The sequence below is a fragment of the Baekduia sp. Peel2402 genome (assembly GCF_052567285.1).
In genome coordinates, this window is sequence record NZ_CP199582.1 from 690,674 (window position 1) to 707,543 (window position 16,870).

Annotated in this window: 10 protein-coding genes and 3 rRNA genes; 3 read left to right on the forward strand and 10 right to left on the reverse strand. The window is 66.0% G+C overall.

The genetic code is table 11. The features are described from left to right. Positions 1–7: 7 nt before the first annotated feature. Entirely contained in the window at positions 8–1,123 is a 1,116-nt protein-coding gene (locus tag ACT01A_RS03400; protein ID WP_445150840.1) for an isocitrate/isopropylmalate family dehydrogenase, read from the forward strand. Here ACT01A_RS03400 and ACT01A_RS03405 read toward each other — a convergent pair. Beyond that, complete coding sequence (locus tag ACT01A_RS03405) at positions 1,120–2,082, reverse strand: DUF389 domain-containing protein (RefSeq protein ID WP_445150841.1); 963 nt, start codon at positions 2,080–2,082, stop codon at positions 1,120–1,122. The two genes, ACT01A_RS03400 and ACT01A_RS03405, sit on opposite strands and share 4 nt — an antisense overlap. A 701-nt stretch (positions 2,083–2,783) precedes the next feature. On the opposite strand from ACT01A_RS03405, the gene ACT01A_RS03410 reads away from it, so the two are divergent. Beyond that, entirely contained in the window at positions 2,784–3,182 is a 399-nt protein-coding gene (locus ACT01A_RS03410; RefSeq protein WP_445150842.1) for a VOC family protein, read from the forward strand. A 47-nt stretch (positions 3,183–3,229) separates the two neighbouring features. Here the strand turns inward: ACT01A_RS03410 and ACT01A_RS03415 are convergent, their stop codons facing one another. The 6 genes from ACT01A_RS03415 to tyrS all read right to left on the reverse strand — a co-directional run bounded on the left by ACT01A_RS03415 (position 3,230) and on the right by tyrS (position 12,015). Beyond that, on the reverse strand, positions 3,230–3,532 hold the full coding sequence (locus ACT01A_RS03415; protein WP_445150843.1) for a hypothetical protein: 303 nt from the start codon (positions 3,530–3,532) through the stop codon (positions 3,230–3,232). Positions 3,533–3,547: 15 nt separating this feature from the next. Continuing rightward, the gene (locus tag ACT01A_RS03420) at positions 3,548–4,294 is read right to left on the reverse strand and encodes a GNAT family N-acetyltransferase (protein ID WP_445150844.1); all 747 of its coding nucleotides are present in this window, start codon (positions 4,292–4,294) and stop codon (positions 3,548–3,550) included. Between the two features lie 725 nt (positions 4,295–5,019). Continuing rightward, positions 5,020–5,136 (reverse strand): 5S ribosomal RNA (rrf, locus tag ACT01A_RS03425). A gap of 82 nt (positions 5,137–5,218) precedes the next feature. Further along, positions 5,219–8,211 (reverse strand): 23S ribosomal RNA (locus ACT01A_RS03430). 427 nt (positions 8,212–8,638) lie between these two features. Next, positions 8,639–10,185: ribosomal RNA gene (locus tag ACT01A_RS03435) — 16S ribosomal RNA — on the reverse strand. Together the 16S, 23S and 5S rRNA genes form the textbook arrangement of a ribosomal RNA operon. Positions 10,186–10,830: 645 nt before the next feature. Then, entirely contained in the window at positions 10,831–12,015 is a 1,185-nt protein-coding gene (gene tyrS / locus ACT01A_RS03440; protein WP_445150845.1) for a tyrosine--tRNA ligase, read from the reverse strand. A 100-nt stretch (positions 12,016–12,115) separates the two neighbouring features. Here tyrS and ACT01A_RS03445 point away from each other — a divergent pair, with 100 nt between their 5' ends. Further along, positions 12,116–14,536 carry a transglycosylase domain-containing protein gene (locus tag ACT01A_RS03445; RefSeq protein ID WP_445150846.1) on the forward strand — a complete coding sequence of 807 codons (2,421 nt, stop codon included), beginning with the start codon at positions 12,116–12,118 and terminating at the stop codon, positions 14,534–14,536. Here the strand turns inward: ACT01A_RS03445 and ACT01A_RS03450 are convergent. From ACT01A_RS03450 to ACT01A_RS03460, 3 genes are read right to left on the reverse strand one after another with little or no spacing between them, the layout of a single operon-like run. After that, positions 14,533–15,138, reverse strand: coding sequence for a DNA-3-methyladenine glycosylase (locus tag ACT01A_RS03450; RefSeq protein WP_445150847.1), 606 nt, complete (start codon positions 15,136–15,138; stop codon positions 14,533–14,535). The two genes, ACT01A_RS03445 and ACT01A_RS03450, sit on opposite strands and share 4 nt — an antisense overlap. After that, positions 15,138–16,475 (reverse strand): argininosuccinate lyase, encoded by a 1,338-nt coding sequence (gene argH, locus ACT01A_RS03455; RefSeq protein ID WP_445150848.1) that lies wholly within the window; start codon positions 16,473–16,475, stop codon positions 15,138–15,140. Before argH ends, ACT01A_RS03450 begins: the two co-directional genes overlap by 1 nt. An 11-nt stretch (positions 16,476–16,486) precedes the next feature. Next, positions 16,487–16,855, reverse strand: coding sequence for a hypothetical protein (locus ACT01A_RS03460; RefSeq protein ID WP_445150849.1), 369 nt, complete (start codon positions 16,853–16,855; stop codon positions 16,487–16,489). Positions 16,856–16,870 lie beyond the last annotated feature (15 nt).

Sequence of the window (16,870 nt, forward strand, 5' to 3'; positions counted from 1 at the left end):
TGAAGGCGTGGCCACCGAACCGCTGACGATCACCATCCTCGAGGGCGACGAGACCGGGCAGGAGCTCCTGGAGCAGGCGCTGCGCGTGCTCGACCCCGAGGTCGCCGGGCTGCCGATCGCTTTGGATCGCTTCGACCTCTCGCTCGCCAAGCGCCGGGAGACGGGCAACGGCGTGGTCGAGGAGTCGGCCGCCGCGATGCGCGCGTCCGGGCTCGGGATCAAGGCCGCGACGATCACGCCCGAGGGCAAGGACGACGTCGGCTCGCCGAACCGGATCGTCCGCGAGGGCGTCGACGGCAAGGTGATCATCCGGACCGGCCGGCGCATCCCGGGCGTCAACCCGGTCGCGGGCGTGTACCTGCCGATCTCCGTGGTCCGCATGGCGGTCGACGACGCCTACGGCGCCAAGCAGTGGCGCGAGGGCGCGGAGGACTCGCCGGACGAGATCGCCTACCGGACCGAGAAGATCTCGCGCTCGGTGTGCACGGCGGTGGCCGAGTACGCGTTCCGGACGGCGAAGAAGACGTCGGGCAAGGTGTACGGCGGACCGAAGTGGACCGTCTCCCCCATCTACGAGGGGATGTTGAAGGAGGAGATGGACCGGGCCGCCGAGCGCCATCCGGACGTCTGGTACGAGCCAGTGCTGATCGACGCGACGTACGCAGGGTTGATCTCCGGCGCGGCGGACTCGCCGTTGGTGATCCCGGCGCTGAACCGCGATGGCGATTGCCTCAGCGACCTCGTGATGCCGATGTTCGGCTCGATCGCGGGCGCGGAGAGCGTGCTGCTGGCGTTCGACGAGAACTTCAAGACGACGGTCGCGATGGCCGAGGCGCCGCACGGCACGGCGCCCGCGTTGCAAGGCAAGGACATCGCCAACCCGATGGCCATGCTGTTGGCGTGCGGCGCGGTGCTGGCCTACGCCGCCGACCGCGACGACGCGCCCGCCGGCGCCGACCGGGCGTCGCGCGCCATCTACGAGTCCGTGCTGGAGGCCGTCGCCTCCGGGGTCAAGACCCACGACCTCGGCGGCTCGGCGGGGACGACGGAGTTCACCGACGCGGTCGTCGAGCGCGTGAAGACGAAGATCGAGGTCTGGTCTTCGTTGGGCTCGACGGTCTAGGCCGCGGCGCCGCCGCCGCTGTTGCGCGCGCGGTAACGGCGGGTGCGCCGCGTGTAGAACGCGCGCTGGACGCCCAGCGTCAGCACGCCCGCGAGGTGGATCCCGGCGATGTTGAGCAGCAGCTGCTCCTGTGAGCCGCGCCAGGACTCCCAGTCGCCGTAGACGAAGGCGACCGCGATGTTCGCGGCGGCCGGGATGGTCGTGACGCTGACCAGAACGCCGATCAAGGCCCCTGACTTGGCGGTGGTTAGGCTGAGCATCCCGGCGATGCCGGCGCAGAAGGCCACGAAGAACGCCAGGAAGTCTGGATTGGCGATGGAGTTGGAGAGGCCGTGGTCGTCGGAGGAGAACTCGTCCGGCGTGATGTTGGTGGCCTTTAGCAGCAGCACGACGAGGACCGTGACGGTGATCCCGAGCGGGAAGCCGACGGCGAGCGCCGCGACCGACCGCACCGCCAGGTCGCCGCGCTTTTGGATCAGCGCAACGCAGGTGGCGGCGATCGGCCCGAACTCCGGCCCGACGACCATGCCGCCGACGACGAGGATCGGGCTGTCGAGCAGGATCCCGACCGCGGTGATGAGCATCGCCAGCAGGAAGAACGCGATGAAGGTGCCGGAGAGGGTGCTCTCCTCCGAGGTGCGGTTGACGACGTCCTCCCAGATGACGGCGTCGCCGGGCGCGCCCTCGGCGAGCCGCTCCGCCTCGTCCGCCGCATCCGAGATCTGCGTGTCGATGTGCTCGACCGAGATCGACCCGGTCCGGTCGACCCCGAGCCGCTTGAGGTCGGCGAGCACCACGCTCGCGTCCTCCTTGGCGACGTCCGCGAGCACCACGTCCCCCACCGGCTTGCGTGCCGCCCCCGGCAGGTGCACGACGTTGATGACCGAGTCGACCCGCTCCAGGACGCCGAGGACCTCCCGGCACATCCCTTCAGGCGCGACGATGCGGAGGTGGACCACGCGGGCGACCCTACCGATGGGCTCTTGCGCTCGGCCTTGCCGCCGACTCTGAGGGCGGCTCGACCCCGTCCGTAGCGGCGCGCCGCTGTCCACCCGCGCAATTTCCCTTGCAGGATTCGGCCGCAAATTCCGCATTCCAAAGCCAAATCTGCCGCCTGCGTCGATACGAACACGTGTTCTGCCCCATTCCGTCCGACGCCGTGATTAGCTTGCCGAACACATGTTCTCCCCCACCGCAGATCCCCGGCCGGTCCAGCGCTCTTGGCGCGAGACCGTCCGGCGTGCCGTCGACCTGGTCGTCGCCTTCGCCACGCTCGCAGATGAGCTGCCGCCGCGCTACCACGCCGACGACCTCGCGGAGGCCCATCCTCACCGCCGTCCGCTCCGCGCACCCTTACGCGCGGGCCGTCCCGGCGGGGTGCCTTCGCGAGCGCACTCCTGCACGACGCCAGTGGCTTCCCGCCCGCGGCGTCGGGCGACGACCAGCGTGCGGTGATTCCTCAGGCATAACGTGTCATGCGCCCCAGCTGGGAGGCCGTGGGCGCACCCGGGAGACGATGGGCAAACAGCGAGCGGGCCGCCAATAGGCGGCCCGCGGCGCGTTCTGGATCATGCCTTCCGGCATGGCCGCTTAGAGTTCCACGACCTTGCAGCCGGCGCCGTCTTGGACGCTGGCTGCCCGACCCCGAGACGGAGCAGCTGTGAGGATCAACGTGACGAGCGTCCTGGTGGACGACCAGGACAAGGCGCTGCGGTTCTATACCGAGGTGCTGGGCTTCGAGAAGCGCGCCGAGGTCCCGCTGGGCGAGCACCGCTGGCTGACGGTCGTGTCGCCCGAGCAGCCTGACGGCGTCGAGCTCCTCCTCGAACCCGACGCCCACCCCGCCGCGCGCACGTTCAAGGCCGCGCTGCACGAGGACGGCATCCCCTTCACCTCTTTCGCCGTCGACGACGTCGAAGCCGAGCACGCGCGCCTCATCGCCCTCGGCGTCCGCTTCACCCAGCCGCCGACCGCGATGGGCCCAGTGACCACCGCGGTGCTCGACGACACCTGCGGCAACCTCATCCAAATCGCGAAGATCGCAGCGCCGGAAGCGTGACGGCCGCCGCCGCGGACCGGTGACGGACCGCGGCGGCCGTCGGTCTCCTAGCGGTGGCGGATCCGGCCCGCGCCCTTCTTGGCGCGGTGGTGTGACGCCTTCTTCGATGCGTGACGCGCCGGAGGCGCCGGCGCCGGCGAGTCGATCCGGCAGAACGGAAGGGCCTTGGTCTCTTCCGACGACAGCGACCACGCGACCGGGCCGGAGTAGGTCAGGCAGCCCTTGATGTCGGTGCCGAAGTCCATCGTCGTGCCATCCGGCTGGACCAGGACCGCGGTCGGCGCCCCAGAGGGCGTCCCGGCGTCGGCGGTCCACGGAACGCGACCGCTTTCACCGAATCTCGGGGTCACACTAAGTCTGTGTCACTAAGCGCGGTAGTGGTAGGAGTGAGCGACAGCCATCCCGCGTCGCGCGTAGAGCGCCAACGCCGGCGCGTTGTCGGTCTCAACCTGCAGGTAGACACCGGACGCCCCTTGCTCCGCCGCCCACCGCTCGAGCGCATCCATGATCGCCGACGCGATCCCACGGCGCAGCGCCTGCGGCGCCACCGTCAACGAGAACACGCCAAGCCACGCGCCATCCACCACGCCGACCGCAACCGCCACCGGCTCCCCAGCCTCCCGAACGACCGCGAACCGCGCGGTCTCGCCCAGCTGTGAGAGCACCTTTGCCGCCGTCTCCTCAGCGCCCACCTCACCCGCAACCGCCGCCCACGCCTCAACCCACGCGCCATCGACGCGGCCGAGCTCCACCGCCAAGGCCGGCACACGCACAGAAAGCGCACCCGCCAACACCAGCGTCGATCCACCGACCGAGAGCCCTCGATCCTCGAGCGCCTCATCCAGCGCCAGATGCATCTCCGCCGGCGAGACCTGCACCGTCAACGGAAACCCCAGCTCCTCAGCCGTCGCGAACGCAATCTCCATCGTCCGCACCGCCACCCCAGCCTCCACAGGTGGCAACATCGAGTTCGACCGGCGCCGCCCAACCCCCTCCGTCCTACGCAGCACCCACCCCTCGACCTCTTCCACCTCTTCCGCCGGCCAAGCCCTCATCGCCGCCTGCTCGATCGCCAACGACACCTCCGGATCAAACCGGCTCGGAAGACGCATCACCTCAAGCTATCGAGGCCCTCGACGGACACCGCCAGCGAAGGACGAACGAGAGCCGAGCGACAGAGAGCAAGCGGCGAGCGCCGGCGAGCGACCGGCAGCGCGCCGCAGATCGTAAGGCGCGGAGTCGCGAGCAGAGCAGAGGTTCGGCAAAACAAGCCGCAAGTCCAGCGAAAGTGGCGAGCTCAGTGATCGGATTGTTGAGCGAACGAGCGGCGAGTTCGGCGATCGAGCGGCGAGGTTGACGAACGGAGCCGCTAGCTCGGCAAGCGAAGCGGCGACGCTGACGATCGATCGACGGAACCTTGGCGGTCAAGCGGCGAACTCGGCGATCGAGCGGCGAACTGAGCAGATGAGCCGCGAAGCGAGCGCCCCCCGGAGAAGCAGAGCGCTCGGCGTCGAGCGGCGGAGAGGGCGAGCGAGCGGTGGGGCAAGCGGCGCCTGGAGGAGTAACGCTGGGCCGGATGCCGGGCCGAGGGAGGTCGGCAATCCGTGACCTCGTGCTCCGAACGCAGCGTCAAGCGCGGGATCGATGCCACAGGACTCGCGTTGCACGAGACAGCGACACCAACAAGACGCGTCAACAGCGCCGTGGCAAAGCGCGACGCGAAGAGAGGAGACGAGCGTCACGGATTGACGGCCGACCAGCGACGTTGGTTCACCCCAGGCCACGCCCCGAGGCGTTAAATGCGACGAGCCGCCCGAAGGCGGCTCGTCTGACATTAAACCGGCGGCGTCCTACTCTCCCGGGCCCTTGCGAGCCAAGTACCATCGGCGCTGAGAGGCTTAACTTCTCTGTTCGGAATGGGAAGAGGTGTTTCCCTCTCGCCAAAGCCACCGGAAATCTACGAGAGATCCCGGCGGCCCCTCAAAACCGCACAGCCCACCACATGGGTAATTCAAGACGACAACTTGTAAATAAAAACCGTCAAGCCCTCGAGCCATTAGTACCAGTCTCCTTCGCGCGTTACCGCACTTCCAGATCTGGCCTATCAACCTGGTGGTCTACCAGGGCTCTTACTCCCTCAAGGGGATGGGAGAGCTCATCTTGAGGCTGGCTTCCCGCTTAGATGCCTTCAGCGGTTATCCAATCCGCACGTAGCTAACCTGCTATGCCCTTGGCAGGACAACAGATACACCAGAGGTGCGTTCACCCCGGTCCTCTCGTACTAGGGGCAAATCCTCTCAACTCTCCAACGCCCACGGCAGATAGGGACCGAACTGTCTCACGACGTTCTGAACCCAGCTCGCGTACCGCTTTAATGGGCGAACAGCCCAACCCTTGGGACCTACTTCAGCCCCAGGATGCGACGAGCCGACATCGAGGTGCCAAACCGGGCCGTCGATGTGGACTCTTGGGCCCGATAAGCCTGTTATCCCCGGAGTACCTTTTATCCGTTGAGCGACGGCACTTCCACTTGCTACCGCCGGATCACTAAGACCTGCTTTCGCACCTGCTCGACATGTCTGTCTCACAGTCAAGCTCCCTTGCTGCCTTTGCACTCTACGCACGATTTCCGACCGTGCTGAGGGAACCTTTGTGCGCCTCCGTTACATTTTGGGAGGCGACCGCCCCAGTCAAACTACCCGCCTGGCACTGTTCTCCGCCCCGATTCAGGGCGCGAAGTTAGACGTCCAATACATCAAGGGTGGTATCTCAAGGTTGGCTCCACACCAGCCGCAGCCAGTGCTTCAAAGCCTCCCACCTATCCTGAGCGAGATGCACCGAACGCCAATACCAAGTTGTAGTAAAGGTTCACGGGGTCTTTCCGTCTAGCCGCGGGTACTCGGCATCTTCACCGAGACTGCAATTTCACCGAGCCCCTCGCTGAGACAGCGCGCAAGTCGTTACGCCATTCGTGCAGGTCGGAACTTACCCGACAAGGAATTTCGCTACCTTAGGACCGTTATAGTTACGGCCGCCGTTTACCGGGGCTTAGCTTCGCTGCTTCGGGCGAACCCTAACAACTCCACGTAACCTTCCGGCACCGGGCAGGCGTCAGCCCCTATACGTCGTCTTACGACTTAGCAGAGACCTGTGTTTTTGGTAAACAGTCGCTTGCGCCTATTCACTGCGGCCCCCTCGGGCTCCGGCAGCAAGTGCCTTCACCCTACTGGGGCGCCCCTTCTCCCGAAGTTACGGGGCAATTTTGCCGAGTTCCTTAGCGAGGGTTATCTCGATCACCTTAGTATTCTCTACTTGCCCACCTGTGTCGGTTTTGGTACAGGCACGCGAGTTCTCCCTAGAGGCTTTTCTTGGAGGCATGGCGTCCGGGACTCGCCGGCCCTTGGGCCAGCTGGCATCGCGCCTCGGCTTAAAGGGACCCGGATTTGCCTAGGTCCCAACCTACACGCTTACCCCAGGGCAACCATCGCCTGGGATCCCATAGCCTTCCTCGTCCCCCCATCGGTCAAACGATCTCGACGTGGTACAGGAATATCAACCTGTTGGCCATCGACTACGCCTTTCGGCCTCGCCTTAGGTCCTGACTAACCCTGAGCCGACGAACGTTGCTCAGGAAACCTTGGGCAATCGGTGGAGGGGATTCTCACCCCTCTTTCGTTACTCATGCCGGCATTCTCACTTCCCAGGCGTCCACGGCTGGCTTCCGCCGCCGCTTCACTCGCCTGGGAACGCTCTCCTACCGCGCACACCTAAGTGTGCACCCGCAGCTTCGGTGACTAGCTTGAGCCCCGTTACATTATCCGCGCCCGAACACTTGACCAGTGAGCTGTTACGCACTCTTTCAAGGGTGGCTGCCTCTAAGCCAACCTCCTGGTTGTCTATGCATTCGGACATCGTTTCCCACTTAGCTAGCACTTAGGGACCTTAGCTGGCGGTCTGGGCTGTTTCCCTTTTGACGCTGAAGTTTATCCCCCAGCAACTGACTCCCGGAGTACACGTAATGGTCTTCGGAGTTTGCCTTCCTTCGGTAAGCTGGTAGGCCCCCTAGGGAAAACAGTGCTCTACGGCCACAACGCAATTTATCCGAGGCTATACCTAAATATATTTCGGAGAGAACCAGATATCACTGAGCTTGATTAGCCTTTCACTCCGACCCACAGGTCATCCGCCCAGTTTTCAACCTAGGTCGGTTCGGTCCTCCACGAGGTCTTACCCCCGCTTCAACCTGCCCATGGGTAGCTCGCTCAGTTTCGGGTCTACCGCCTACGACTCAAATCGCCCTGTTCGGACTCGCTTTCGCTTCGGCTCCGCTCATCGCTTAACCTTGCCGCAGACGAGTAACTCGCCGGCTCGTTATGCAAAAAGCACGCGGTCACAGAACAAGTCTGCTCCCACCGCTTGTAGGCACGCGGTTTCAGGTACTATTTCACTCCCCTTCCGGGGTACTTTTCACCTTTCCCTCACGGTACTAGTCCGCTATCGGTCACCTAGGAGTACTTAGCCTTGGAGGGTGGTCCCCCCAGATTCAGACCGCGTTTCACGGGTGCGGTCCTACTCAGGAACGCTAGACAGCAGATCATGCAGTTTCGTCTACGGGACGGTTGCCCTCTTTGGTCGACGTTTCCACGTCGTTCGACTACCACATGATTTTGTAACTGCTGCCAGGCCAGCTACGGCCTGGAACTAGCGCCCTACAACGCCATATACGCAACGCGTAGCTGCTTACACGTACATGGTTTGGGCTGATCCCTTTTCGCTCGCCACTACTCAGGGAGTCTCGGTTGATTTACTTTCCTCGGGGTACTGAGATGTTTCACTTCCCCCGCTTGCCTCCCACCTGACTATGTGTTCATCAGGCGGTGACGCCGCATTACCGGCGCCGGGTTTCCCCATTCGGAAATCCACGGGTCAAAGGCTATTCAACGCCTCACCGTGGCTTATCGCAGTCGTTCACGTCCTTCATCGGCTCTAGGTGCCAAGGCATCCACCATGTGCCCTTACTATCTTGACGGTGATCGTCATTCTGAGACGGGACCTGCATAGAGATCCCGACTCGGTGAATTACCCGTCCCTCCCCTGGCTCATCGAAGATGAGGGGAGGGATCAGCCCGACCAGCGTTGGATCCGGTCGGGCATGTGGCTGCTGTGCAGTTTTCAAGGGCCGCCGAGAGGTGCGCACGAGGGGATTCCTCGCTGAGCGCGGTCTCTCAAAACTCAACAGCATGCACGGGCTCGAGCTCCACGATGTGTGGCACCACGCGAAGGCGTGGTGGGAGACCCCATTGAGGATCTCCGGCTGGCCCGGCCAGGTTCGGTCGACGTACTAGGCCCCATGGTCGGAGGTCGCCGCATCGTTTCCCTCTACGAAGCACCGAAGTGCTAGGCAGAAGGCCGGCGACGACGCCGTGCCATGGGGGTCCCATCAAGGGACTCCCTAGAAAGGAGGTGATCCAGCCGCAGCTTCCGCTACGGCTACCTTGTTACGACTTCACCCCAGTCACGAGCCCCACCTTCGACGGCTCCCTCCCTTGCGGGTTAGGCCACCGGCTTCGGGTGTTGCTCACTCCCGTGGTGTGACGGGCGGTGTGTACAAGGCCCGGGAACGTATTCACCGCGGCAATGCTGATCCGCGATTACTAGCAACTCCACCTTCATGCAGGCGGGTTTCAGCCTGCAATCCGAACCGAGACGCACTTTGAGGGATTCGCTCCACCTCGCGGTATCGCAGCCCTCTGTATGCGCCAATGTAGCACGTGTGTAGCCCTGAACATAAGGGGCATGATGACTTGACGTCATCCCCACCTTCCTCCGGTTTGTCACCGGCAGTCTCGCATGAGTCCCCAACTAAATGCTGGCAACATGCGACGGGGGTTGCGCTCGTTGCGGGACTTAACCCAACATCTCACGACACGAGCTGACGACAGCCATGCACCACCTGTGAACCTGCTCCGAAGAGAAACCGTGTTTCCACGGCGGTCAGGCACATGTCAAGCCCAGGTAAGGTTCTTCGCGTTGCGTCGAATTAAACCACATGCTCCGCTGCTTGTGCGGGCCCCCGTCAATTCCTTTGAGTTTTAGCCTTGCGGCCGTACTCCCCAGGCGGGGCACTTAATGCGTTAGCTTCGGCACGGGAGGAGTCGACACCTCCCACACCTAGTGCCCATCGTTTACGGCGTGGACTACCAGGGTATCTAATCCTGTTTGCTCCCCACGCTTTCGCGTCTCAGCGTCAGTCACGTCCCAGCGAGCTGCCTTCGCCATTGGTGTTCCTCCTGATATCTGCGCATTTCACCGCTACACCAGGAATTCCACTCGCCTCTTCCGGACTCGAGCTTGACAGTATCCACCCGCCTCCCGGGGTTGAGCCCCGGGCTTTCAGAGCGGACTTACCAAGCCGCCTACACGCGCTTTACGCCCAATGATTCCGGACAACGCTTGCCCCCTACGTATTACCGCGGCTGCTGGCACGTAGTTAGCCGGGGCTTCTTCTGAAGGTACCGTCACCACAGACGGGTATTAACCGCCGTGGCTTCGTCCCAACTGAAAGAGGTTTACAACCCGAAGGCCGTCTTCCCTCACGCGGCGTTGCTGCGTCACGCTTTCGCGCATTGCGCAAGATTCCCCACTGCTGCCTCCCGTAGGAGTCTGGGCCGTGTCTCAGTCCCAGTGTGGCTGATCGTCCTCTCAGACCAGCTACCCATCGGAGCCTTGGTAGGCCGTTACCCCACCAACAAGCTAATGGGCCGCGGGCTCATCCCGATGCGGAAGCCGAAGCCTCCTTTCCTCGATCCACTGATGTGGAAAGAGCACATTTGGTATTAGCCCCGGTTTCCCGGGGTTGTCCCAATCATCAGGGCAGATTACCCACGTGTTACTCACCCGTTCGCGGCTTTGCCCCGAGGCAAGCCTCGGTTCGTCGCTCCACTTGCATGTGTTAAGCACGCCGCCAGCGTTCGTCCTGAGCCAGGATCAAACTCTCCGTGAAGTGAACTTCATCCGACACACCCGAAGGCGCGCCGGTTACGAAGAGCTGTCATGCCTCATGTGGCCCGAGCAATACACGGCTCAGGCCAAGGTATGACGGAATTTGTTTCTCAGACCCTCGCGATCGACCGCACCGAAGTACGGGACCGACCCGAGGGGTCGAACCTGGACGCACACCATCGACCCGGCTGGGTCGAAAGGTGCGCATGCTGTTGAGTTTTCAAAGACCGTCGCGCCCTGTCGGGAAGGGGATACCTTCGAAAGGACGCTCCCCAGAGCCGAGGCTCTTGGAGCGGGTCGAGAAGTTTAGCACCTCTCGACGGCGGTGTCGGGCGGCCGGTCAGACCGGACTTCCCTGCCCCGCTGAGCGGAAGTATACGCACAGTTCCGAGCCGCGCGTCGCCCGGTCGTCACGCGGACGCCCTGGCAGGGTCCGATCAGACGTCGGAACCCTTGTGCCGCAAGGCTATCCGCGCCCAACCGCTCGATGCAACCGCCAACTGGTCCAGTTCTGAGCGACTCGATGGTGCCCTACGGGACGCCCGCAACGGTGACCATCCGGTCAAGAAGCACGGTTCGAACCTGTCGCGTCGCCGCGCACCCCGCAACGACAAGGGATCCCGCCGACGCGGGCGGCGCGCGCGGCCTACGCCGCGTCGGTGACCAGGCGCCGGAAGTGGCGCTTGCCGACCTGCAGAACGCGGCCGTCGAGCTCTGCTGGCGGCAGGTCGATCGACGACGCCGGCACGACTTCGCCGTCGAGCTTCACACCGCCCTGCTCCAAGAGTCGCCGCGCGTCGGAGCGCGAACGGCCAAAGGCGGAGGCGATCAGCGCGGGCAGGTGGACGGCGCCGCCATCGCCCGGCTCGAAGGCGAACGACTCCACGTCATCCGGGACCGCGTGCGTGACGAAGACCGCCTCAAAGCGCTGCTCGGCGGCCGTCGCCGCGTCATCTCCGTAGAACCGAGCCACGACGCCTCGCGCGAGCGCGCGCTTGCGATCGCGTGGAGAGGTGTCCTCCGGCACATCCGGGATCGAGAGCAGCTCGAACCACGTGTCCATCGCCGCGTCGGGCAACCGCATGGTCTTGCCGAACTGCTCGTCGGGTGACTCGGTCACCCCGATGTGGTTGCCCAGCGACTTGGACATCTTCTCCACGCCGTCGACCCCGGGCAGGATCGGCATCGTGAGGATCACCTGCTCCGGCTGCCCGTAGGCGCGCTGGACGTCGCGGCCCAGCAGCAGGTTGAAGGTCTGGTCGGTCCCGCCGAGCTCGACGTCGGACCGTATCGCCACGCTGTCGTAGCCCTGCAGCAGGGGGTACATGGTCTCCAGCACCGAGATCGGCTGCTGGGCGGCGAAGCGCTTGGCGAAGTCGTCGCGCTCGAGGATCTGAGCCACCGTCGCCACGCGCGCGAGCGCGAAGAGATCGGCGGCGGGCATGTTCAGCCACTCGCCGTTGCGGCGGACTTCCAGCAGCTCCGGATCGTCGCGCAGGATCGTGAACGCCTGCTGCTGGTAGGTCTCGGCGTTGCGGTCGATGTCTTCGCCCGACAGCACCGGCCGCGTCGACGATCGTCCCGACGGGTCCCCCACGCGCGCGGTGTAGTCGCCGACGATCAGGACCACCCGATGCCCCAGATCCTGGAACTCGCGCAGCTTCTGTAGGACGACCGTGTGGCCCAAGTGGATGTCCGGCGCCGTCGGGTCCAACCCGAGCTTCACGCGCAGCTGCCGGCCTTCGTCAGCGGCCAGCGAAAGCTTGCGCGCCAACCCTCCGTCCGGGAGCGACTGATGGGCGTTTCGGAGCAGGTCGTCGGCGGGAGCCATGGAGACCCAATGCTAGAGTTCAAACCCCGAGCGCGGGCGTCTGCCGCCTCGCCGCGCCCCCTTCTCGCCTGCACCTGAACCCGCAGGCGTCAACGCCGCCATGAGCGACCCGACCGGAACGCATCTCGCACCCGTGCCCGACCTGCCGCCTGCGGCAGAGCCGAAGCGCAAGACCAAGATCAAGAAGCTGCGGCTCCTGGCGATCCTGGTCCCGCTCGCCGCGCTGGCGGTGATCTCCACGATCTTCGGGATGATGATGGCGGTCGCGTCTGACCTGCCGTCGCTGGAGCAACTCCCGCAGGTCGCCAAGCGCAAGAACTCGGTGCTGACCGACATCCGCGGCCGGCGCCTGACGACGCTGACCTCAAACCAGGGCCGGATCATCGTCTCCGACCCGCAGATCTCCTCCTACGCCAAGTACGCGGTGATCGCCGTCGAGGACGAGCGCTTCTACCAGAACTCCGGCGTCGACCTGCGCGGTATCGGGCGCGCGTTCGTCCAGGACGTCGTGCAGGGCCGCCAGGCCCAGGGCGGGTCGACCATCGCCCAGCAGTTCGTCAAGAACGCCCTACAGGCCCAGACGCGACGGACCGTCTTCGAGAAGCTCCGCGAGGCCGCGATGGCCTATCACTTGACGCGCAAGTGGTCCAAGGAGCGGATCCTCACCGAGTACCTCAACACGGTGTACTTCGGCAACGGCGCTTACGGGATCGAGGCGGCTGCGCGCACCTACTTCAGCGCCGACCCCAATCACAAGGACTGTGGACAGCCCAAGCACCCCATGTGCGCCGAGCAGTTGACGCCCGCCGAGGGCGCGCTGCTGGCGGCGATCATCGCGTCGCCGAGTGGCTATGACCCGGTCGCGCACCCGGCCGCCGCGATGGCCCGGCGCAACCTGGTGTTGAAGAAGATGCTCGACCAGAACCGGATCACGCCGGCCGTCTACGCCGACGCGATCCACGAGCAGCTCTTTGCTGACATCACGCCCCCGCACTTCGACAGCCCCAAGGGCACCGAGTACTTCGTCTCGTGGGTGCGCCAGTCGCTGGTCGACCAGGTCGGCCCGCAGCGCGCGTTCGAGGGCGACTTGAACGTCAAGACGACGCTCGACCTCGACCTGCAGAACGCCGCGACCACCGCGGTCAACAAGTACTTGTCGTGGGCCGAGGGGCCGACCGCCTCAGTTGTCGTGTTGGACAACAACACGGGCGAGGTCCGCGCGATGGTCGGCGGGCGCGACTACGAGAAGATGCCCTTCAACCTGGCCACCCAGGGCCAGCGCCAGCCGGGATCCTCGATCAAGCCCTTCATCTTGGCCGAGGCGCTGCGCCAGGGCATCGGGCCTGGAACGGTCTTCCCGTCGCGCAAACGGTTCTTCACCGTCAGCAAGGGGTCCAAGGAACAGTTCGTCGTCAACAACTTCGAGAACGAGTACGCCGGGCAGTCGACGATCGCCAACGCGCTGACGTTCTCCGACAACGCGGTCTTCGCCGCGCTGGGCATCAAGGTCGGGACCAAGAAGGTCGCCAAGCTCGCCGAGCGCATGGGGATCCGGACGCCCGTGTCCTCCAACCTGGCGATGACGCTCGGCGGCCTGCGCCAGGGCGTGACGCCCCTGGACATGGCCCACGCCTACGAGACGTTCGCGTCCGGCGGCAAGCGGATCACCGGCTCGCTGGGCACCAGCGACGCCGGGCCGGTCGGCATCCACGAGATCACCAAGCGCAGCAAGGACAAGGACGTCGTCAAGAAGAACAAGGTGATCGGCAAGCGCGTGTTGTCGGAGAAGCTCGCCTCCGAGGCCACGCAGCTGATGACCGGGCCGGTGAAGTTCGGAACCGCGACGCGCGCGCAGTACGGTGGGTTCGCGGCGGGCAAGACCGGCACGACCGAGAACTCCGGCGACGCCTGGTTCGTCGGGTTCACGCCGCGGTGGACGATCGCAGTCTGGGTCGGCTACCCGACGACGTTGAAGCCGATGTTGAGCGAGTTCCAGGGCAGCGCGGTGACCGGCGGCACGTTCCCGGCGATGATCTGGCACGACTTCGTGGTCGCGGCGAACAAGATCGTCGACGACCGCAACAACGCCGAGCGCAAGAAGAAGGGCCTGCCGCCGCTGGAGGAGACCACGTCGGTCCCCGCGACCACGCAGGTCGCGCCCTCCACCGCGCCGCGCGAAGGCGCAGCGCCCGAGGGCGCCGGCACGACCGGCGGCGAGACCGGCGGGACCGACGGCACCGACCCGGCGCCGGTGCAGACCACCCCGAAGACGACGACGCCGTCGACCGGGACCGGCGGCGGGACGGGGACCGGAAACGGGACGACGGGCGGCGGCACGGGCTCGACGGGCACCGGCAACGGCACGTCGGGTACGGGCAACGGGACGAGCGGGACGGGAACCGGGAACGGCACGTCCGGCACCGGCCAGACCGGCGGCGACGGCGGGACGGGCGGTGGCGGCACGACCGGTGGCGACACCGGCGGGACCGGCGCCCCGACCGGCGGCACCGGCGCGGGCTAGGCGCGGCGCGGCAGCGCGGGGAGCGTCGCCTTCAGCTCCGGTGGCCAAGGCTTGCTCACATGACGGCTGCCGGCGGCGCTGAAGCGCCAGGGCAAGTCCACCGCCTTGGTGATCCCGATGCGGGGGCCGGCGATGATCGTGGGTGCCGGCGCCTCGCGAGGATGGAGCAGGATCGGGCCCTCGTACAAGTTGGTGTCGTTGAGCTCGAGGTCGATGCCGAGGGCCTGGGTGAGCTTGCCCGGGCCGTTGCAGAGGTCGATGTCCTTGGCGACGTTGCGGCGGCCACGCATGCGCTCGATGCCCTCGGTCGGCTCGATGGCCCGGATCAGGACCGCAGCGCCGACCTCGCGGTGCTCGCAGACGGCGTTCAGCAGGGCGTGGATGCCGTAGGAGCGGTAGACGTAGGCCTTGCCGGGATCGCTGAAGAGGACGCTCGTGCGCGCGGTCAGCCCGACGTAGGCGTGGCAGGCCGGCTCGGAGTGGTGGTAGGCCTCGGTCTCGACGATGACGCCCGCGCAGCCGTCGTGCTCGACGATGCAGCCGACGAGGTCTTGGGCGACCTCGACGACGGGGCGATCGTAGAAGGACGGCGGGAGCGCCACTACCCCAACAACGCGCGGGCGGCCGTGAGCTGCTCGCGCACGCGCGCCAGCGCCGTGCCGCCCTCTGACGCCTTGGACTCAAGCCACGAGGACTGCGACAGCACCGCGCGTGCCTCCTCCCCCAGCTTGGGCACCGCGACGTCGGCCAAAGACTTGCCGCCCTCGACCGCCTCGCGCACCAGCCCGGCGATCACGCCGTGTGACTCGCGAAACGGCGTGCCCTGCTTGACCAGCAGGTCGGCGAGATCGGTCGCGGCGATCAGCTCGTCGCTGGCCGCGTCGCTCATCCGCTCGCGGTCAAAGCGCGCGCCCGCGACCATCCCGGTCGCCGCGGCCAGGCAGAGCCGGAGCGTGTCGACGGAGTCGAACAAGTGCTCCTTGTCCTCCTGGAGATCCTTGTTGTAGGTCAACGGCAAGGCGTGGATGACGCCGTGCAACGCGGTCAGGTGCGCGACGACCCGCGGCGCCTTGCCGCGCAGCAGCTCGCCGGCGTCCGGGTTCTTCTTCTGGGGCATGATCGAGGAGCCGCTCGACCACGCGTCCGGCAGGATCAAGAACCCGAACTCGCTGGAGGACCACAGCACGATCTCAGCGCCCAGGCGCGACAGGTGCGTCGCACAGGTCGCGGCCGCGCTGAGGTAGTCCAGGATGAAGTCGCGGTTGGAGACCGCGTCGATCGAGTTGGGCGAGACGCTGTCGAAGCCGAGCTCGCGCGCGACGAAGCCGCGGTCGGTGTCGAAGTTCACGCCCGCCAGCGCGCCCGCGCCGAGCGGCATCACGCCGCACGCACGCTCGACGGCCGCGAAGCGCTCGCGGTCGCGCGCCGCCATCCAGAAGTAGGCAAGCAGGTGATGTGAGAGGTAGACCGGCTGCGCGCGCTGGAGGTGGGTGTAGCCGGGCAGCGCCCAGTCGAGGTGGCGCTCGGCGGCCTCGACCACCGTCGCCATGAACACGCTCAGCTGCTCTTGGGCCGAGCGCGCCGCCGCCCGCGTGAACATCGCGACGTCCGTGACGACCTGGTCGTTGCGCGACCGTGCCGTGTGCACCTTGCCGCCGCTGCGCCCCGCGATCTCCGTCAGGCGCCGCTCCACGGCCATGTGGATGTCCTCGTCGTTGGCCTCGAACGGGAACGTCCCCGCGCGCAGCTCGGCCTCGATGGCGTCCAGGCCGGAGAGGATCGCGTCGCGGTCCTCGTGGCCGATGATCCCCTGGGCCGCGAGCATCTTCGCGTGCGCGCGCGACTGCGCGACGTCGTGGGGCCAGAGTCGCTGGTCAAAGCCCAGCGACGTGTTCATCTCCCGGAAGGCCGGGTCCTGCGGTTCGGCGAAGCGCGACATCGCGCGGGAGTCTACGAGCGGCCGACGGACTCGGCTATCTGGGCAACTTGCGTGGCCAGCGCGAAGCCGAGCAGGTACAGCGACACGCCCCAGCCGACCCACGCCGCGCCGGTCGGACCGTAGAAGCGACGGCTGCGGTTGCGCCAGTCCTGGACGGCGGCGACGAGCAGGCAGACCAGGCCGAGCGCCATCAGCACCCACGGCGACCAGCCGGTGATGAGATAGCGCACGTCGAGGCGGAACTCCGACGCGATGCCGGCGATCACGTCGCGCCAGAGCAGGATCGGCAGCGCGGCCGCGACCAGGAAGCCGACCGCGCCGGTGCGTCGCGCGCGCCGGCGCGCGGCGAGCTCGCGCTGTCGACGCGATCCGACGGCCATGGCCGCAGATAGTGC

Excerpts from the sequence above, each read along its gene's own strand:
- tyrS (WP_445150845.1), bottom strand. The coding sequence starts at position 12,015 with ATGGCTCCCGCCGACGACCTGCTCCGAAACGCCCATCAGTCGCTCCCG.
- argH (WP_445150848.1), bottom strand. The coding sequence starts at position 16,475 with ATGTCGCGCTTCGCCGAACCGCAGGACCCGGCCTTCCGGGAGATGAAC.
- ACT01A_RS03420 (WP_445150844.1), bottom strand. The coding sequence starts at position 4,294 with ATGCGTCTTCCGAGCCGGTTTGATCCGGAGGTGTCGTTGGCGATCGAG.
- ACT01A_RS03460 (WP_445150849.1), bottom strand. The coding sequence starts at position 16,855 with ATGGCCGTCGGATCGCGTCGACAGCGCGAGCTCGCCGCGCGCCGGCGC.
- ACT01A_RS03445 (WP_445150846.1), top strand. The coding sequence starts at position 12,116 with ATGAGCGACCCGACCGGAACGCATCTCGCACCCGTGCCCGACCTGCCG.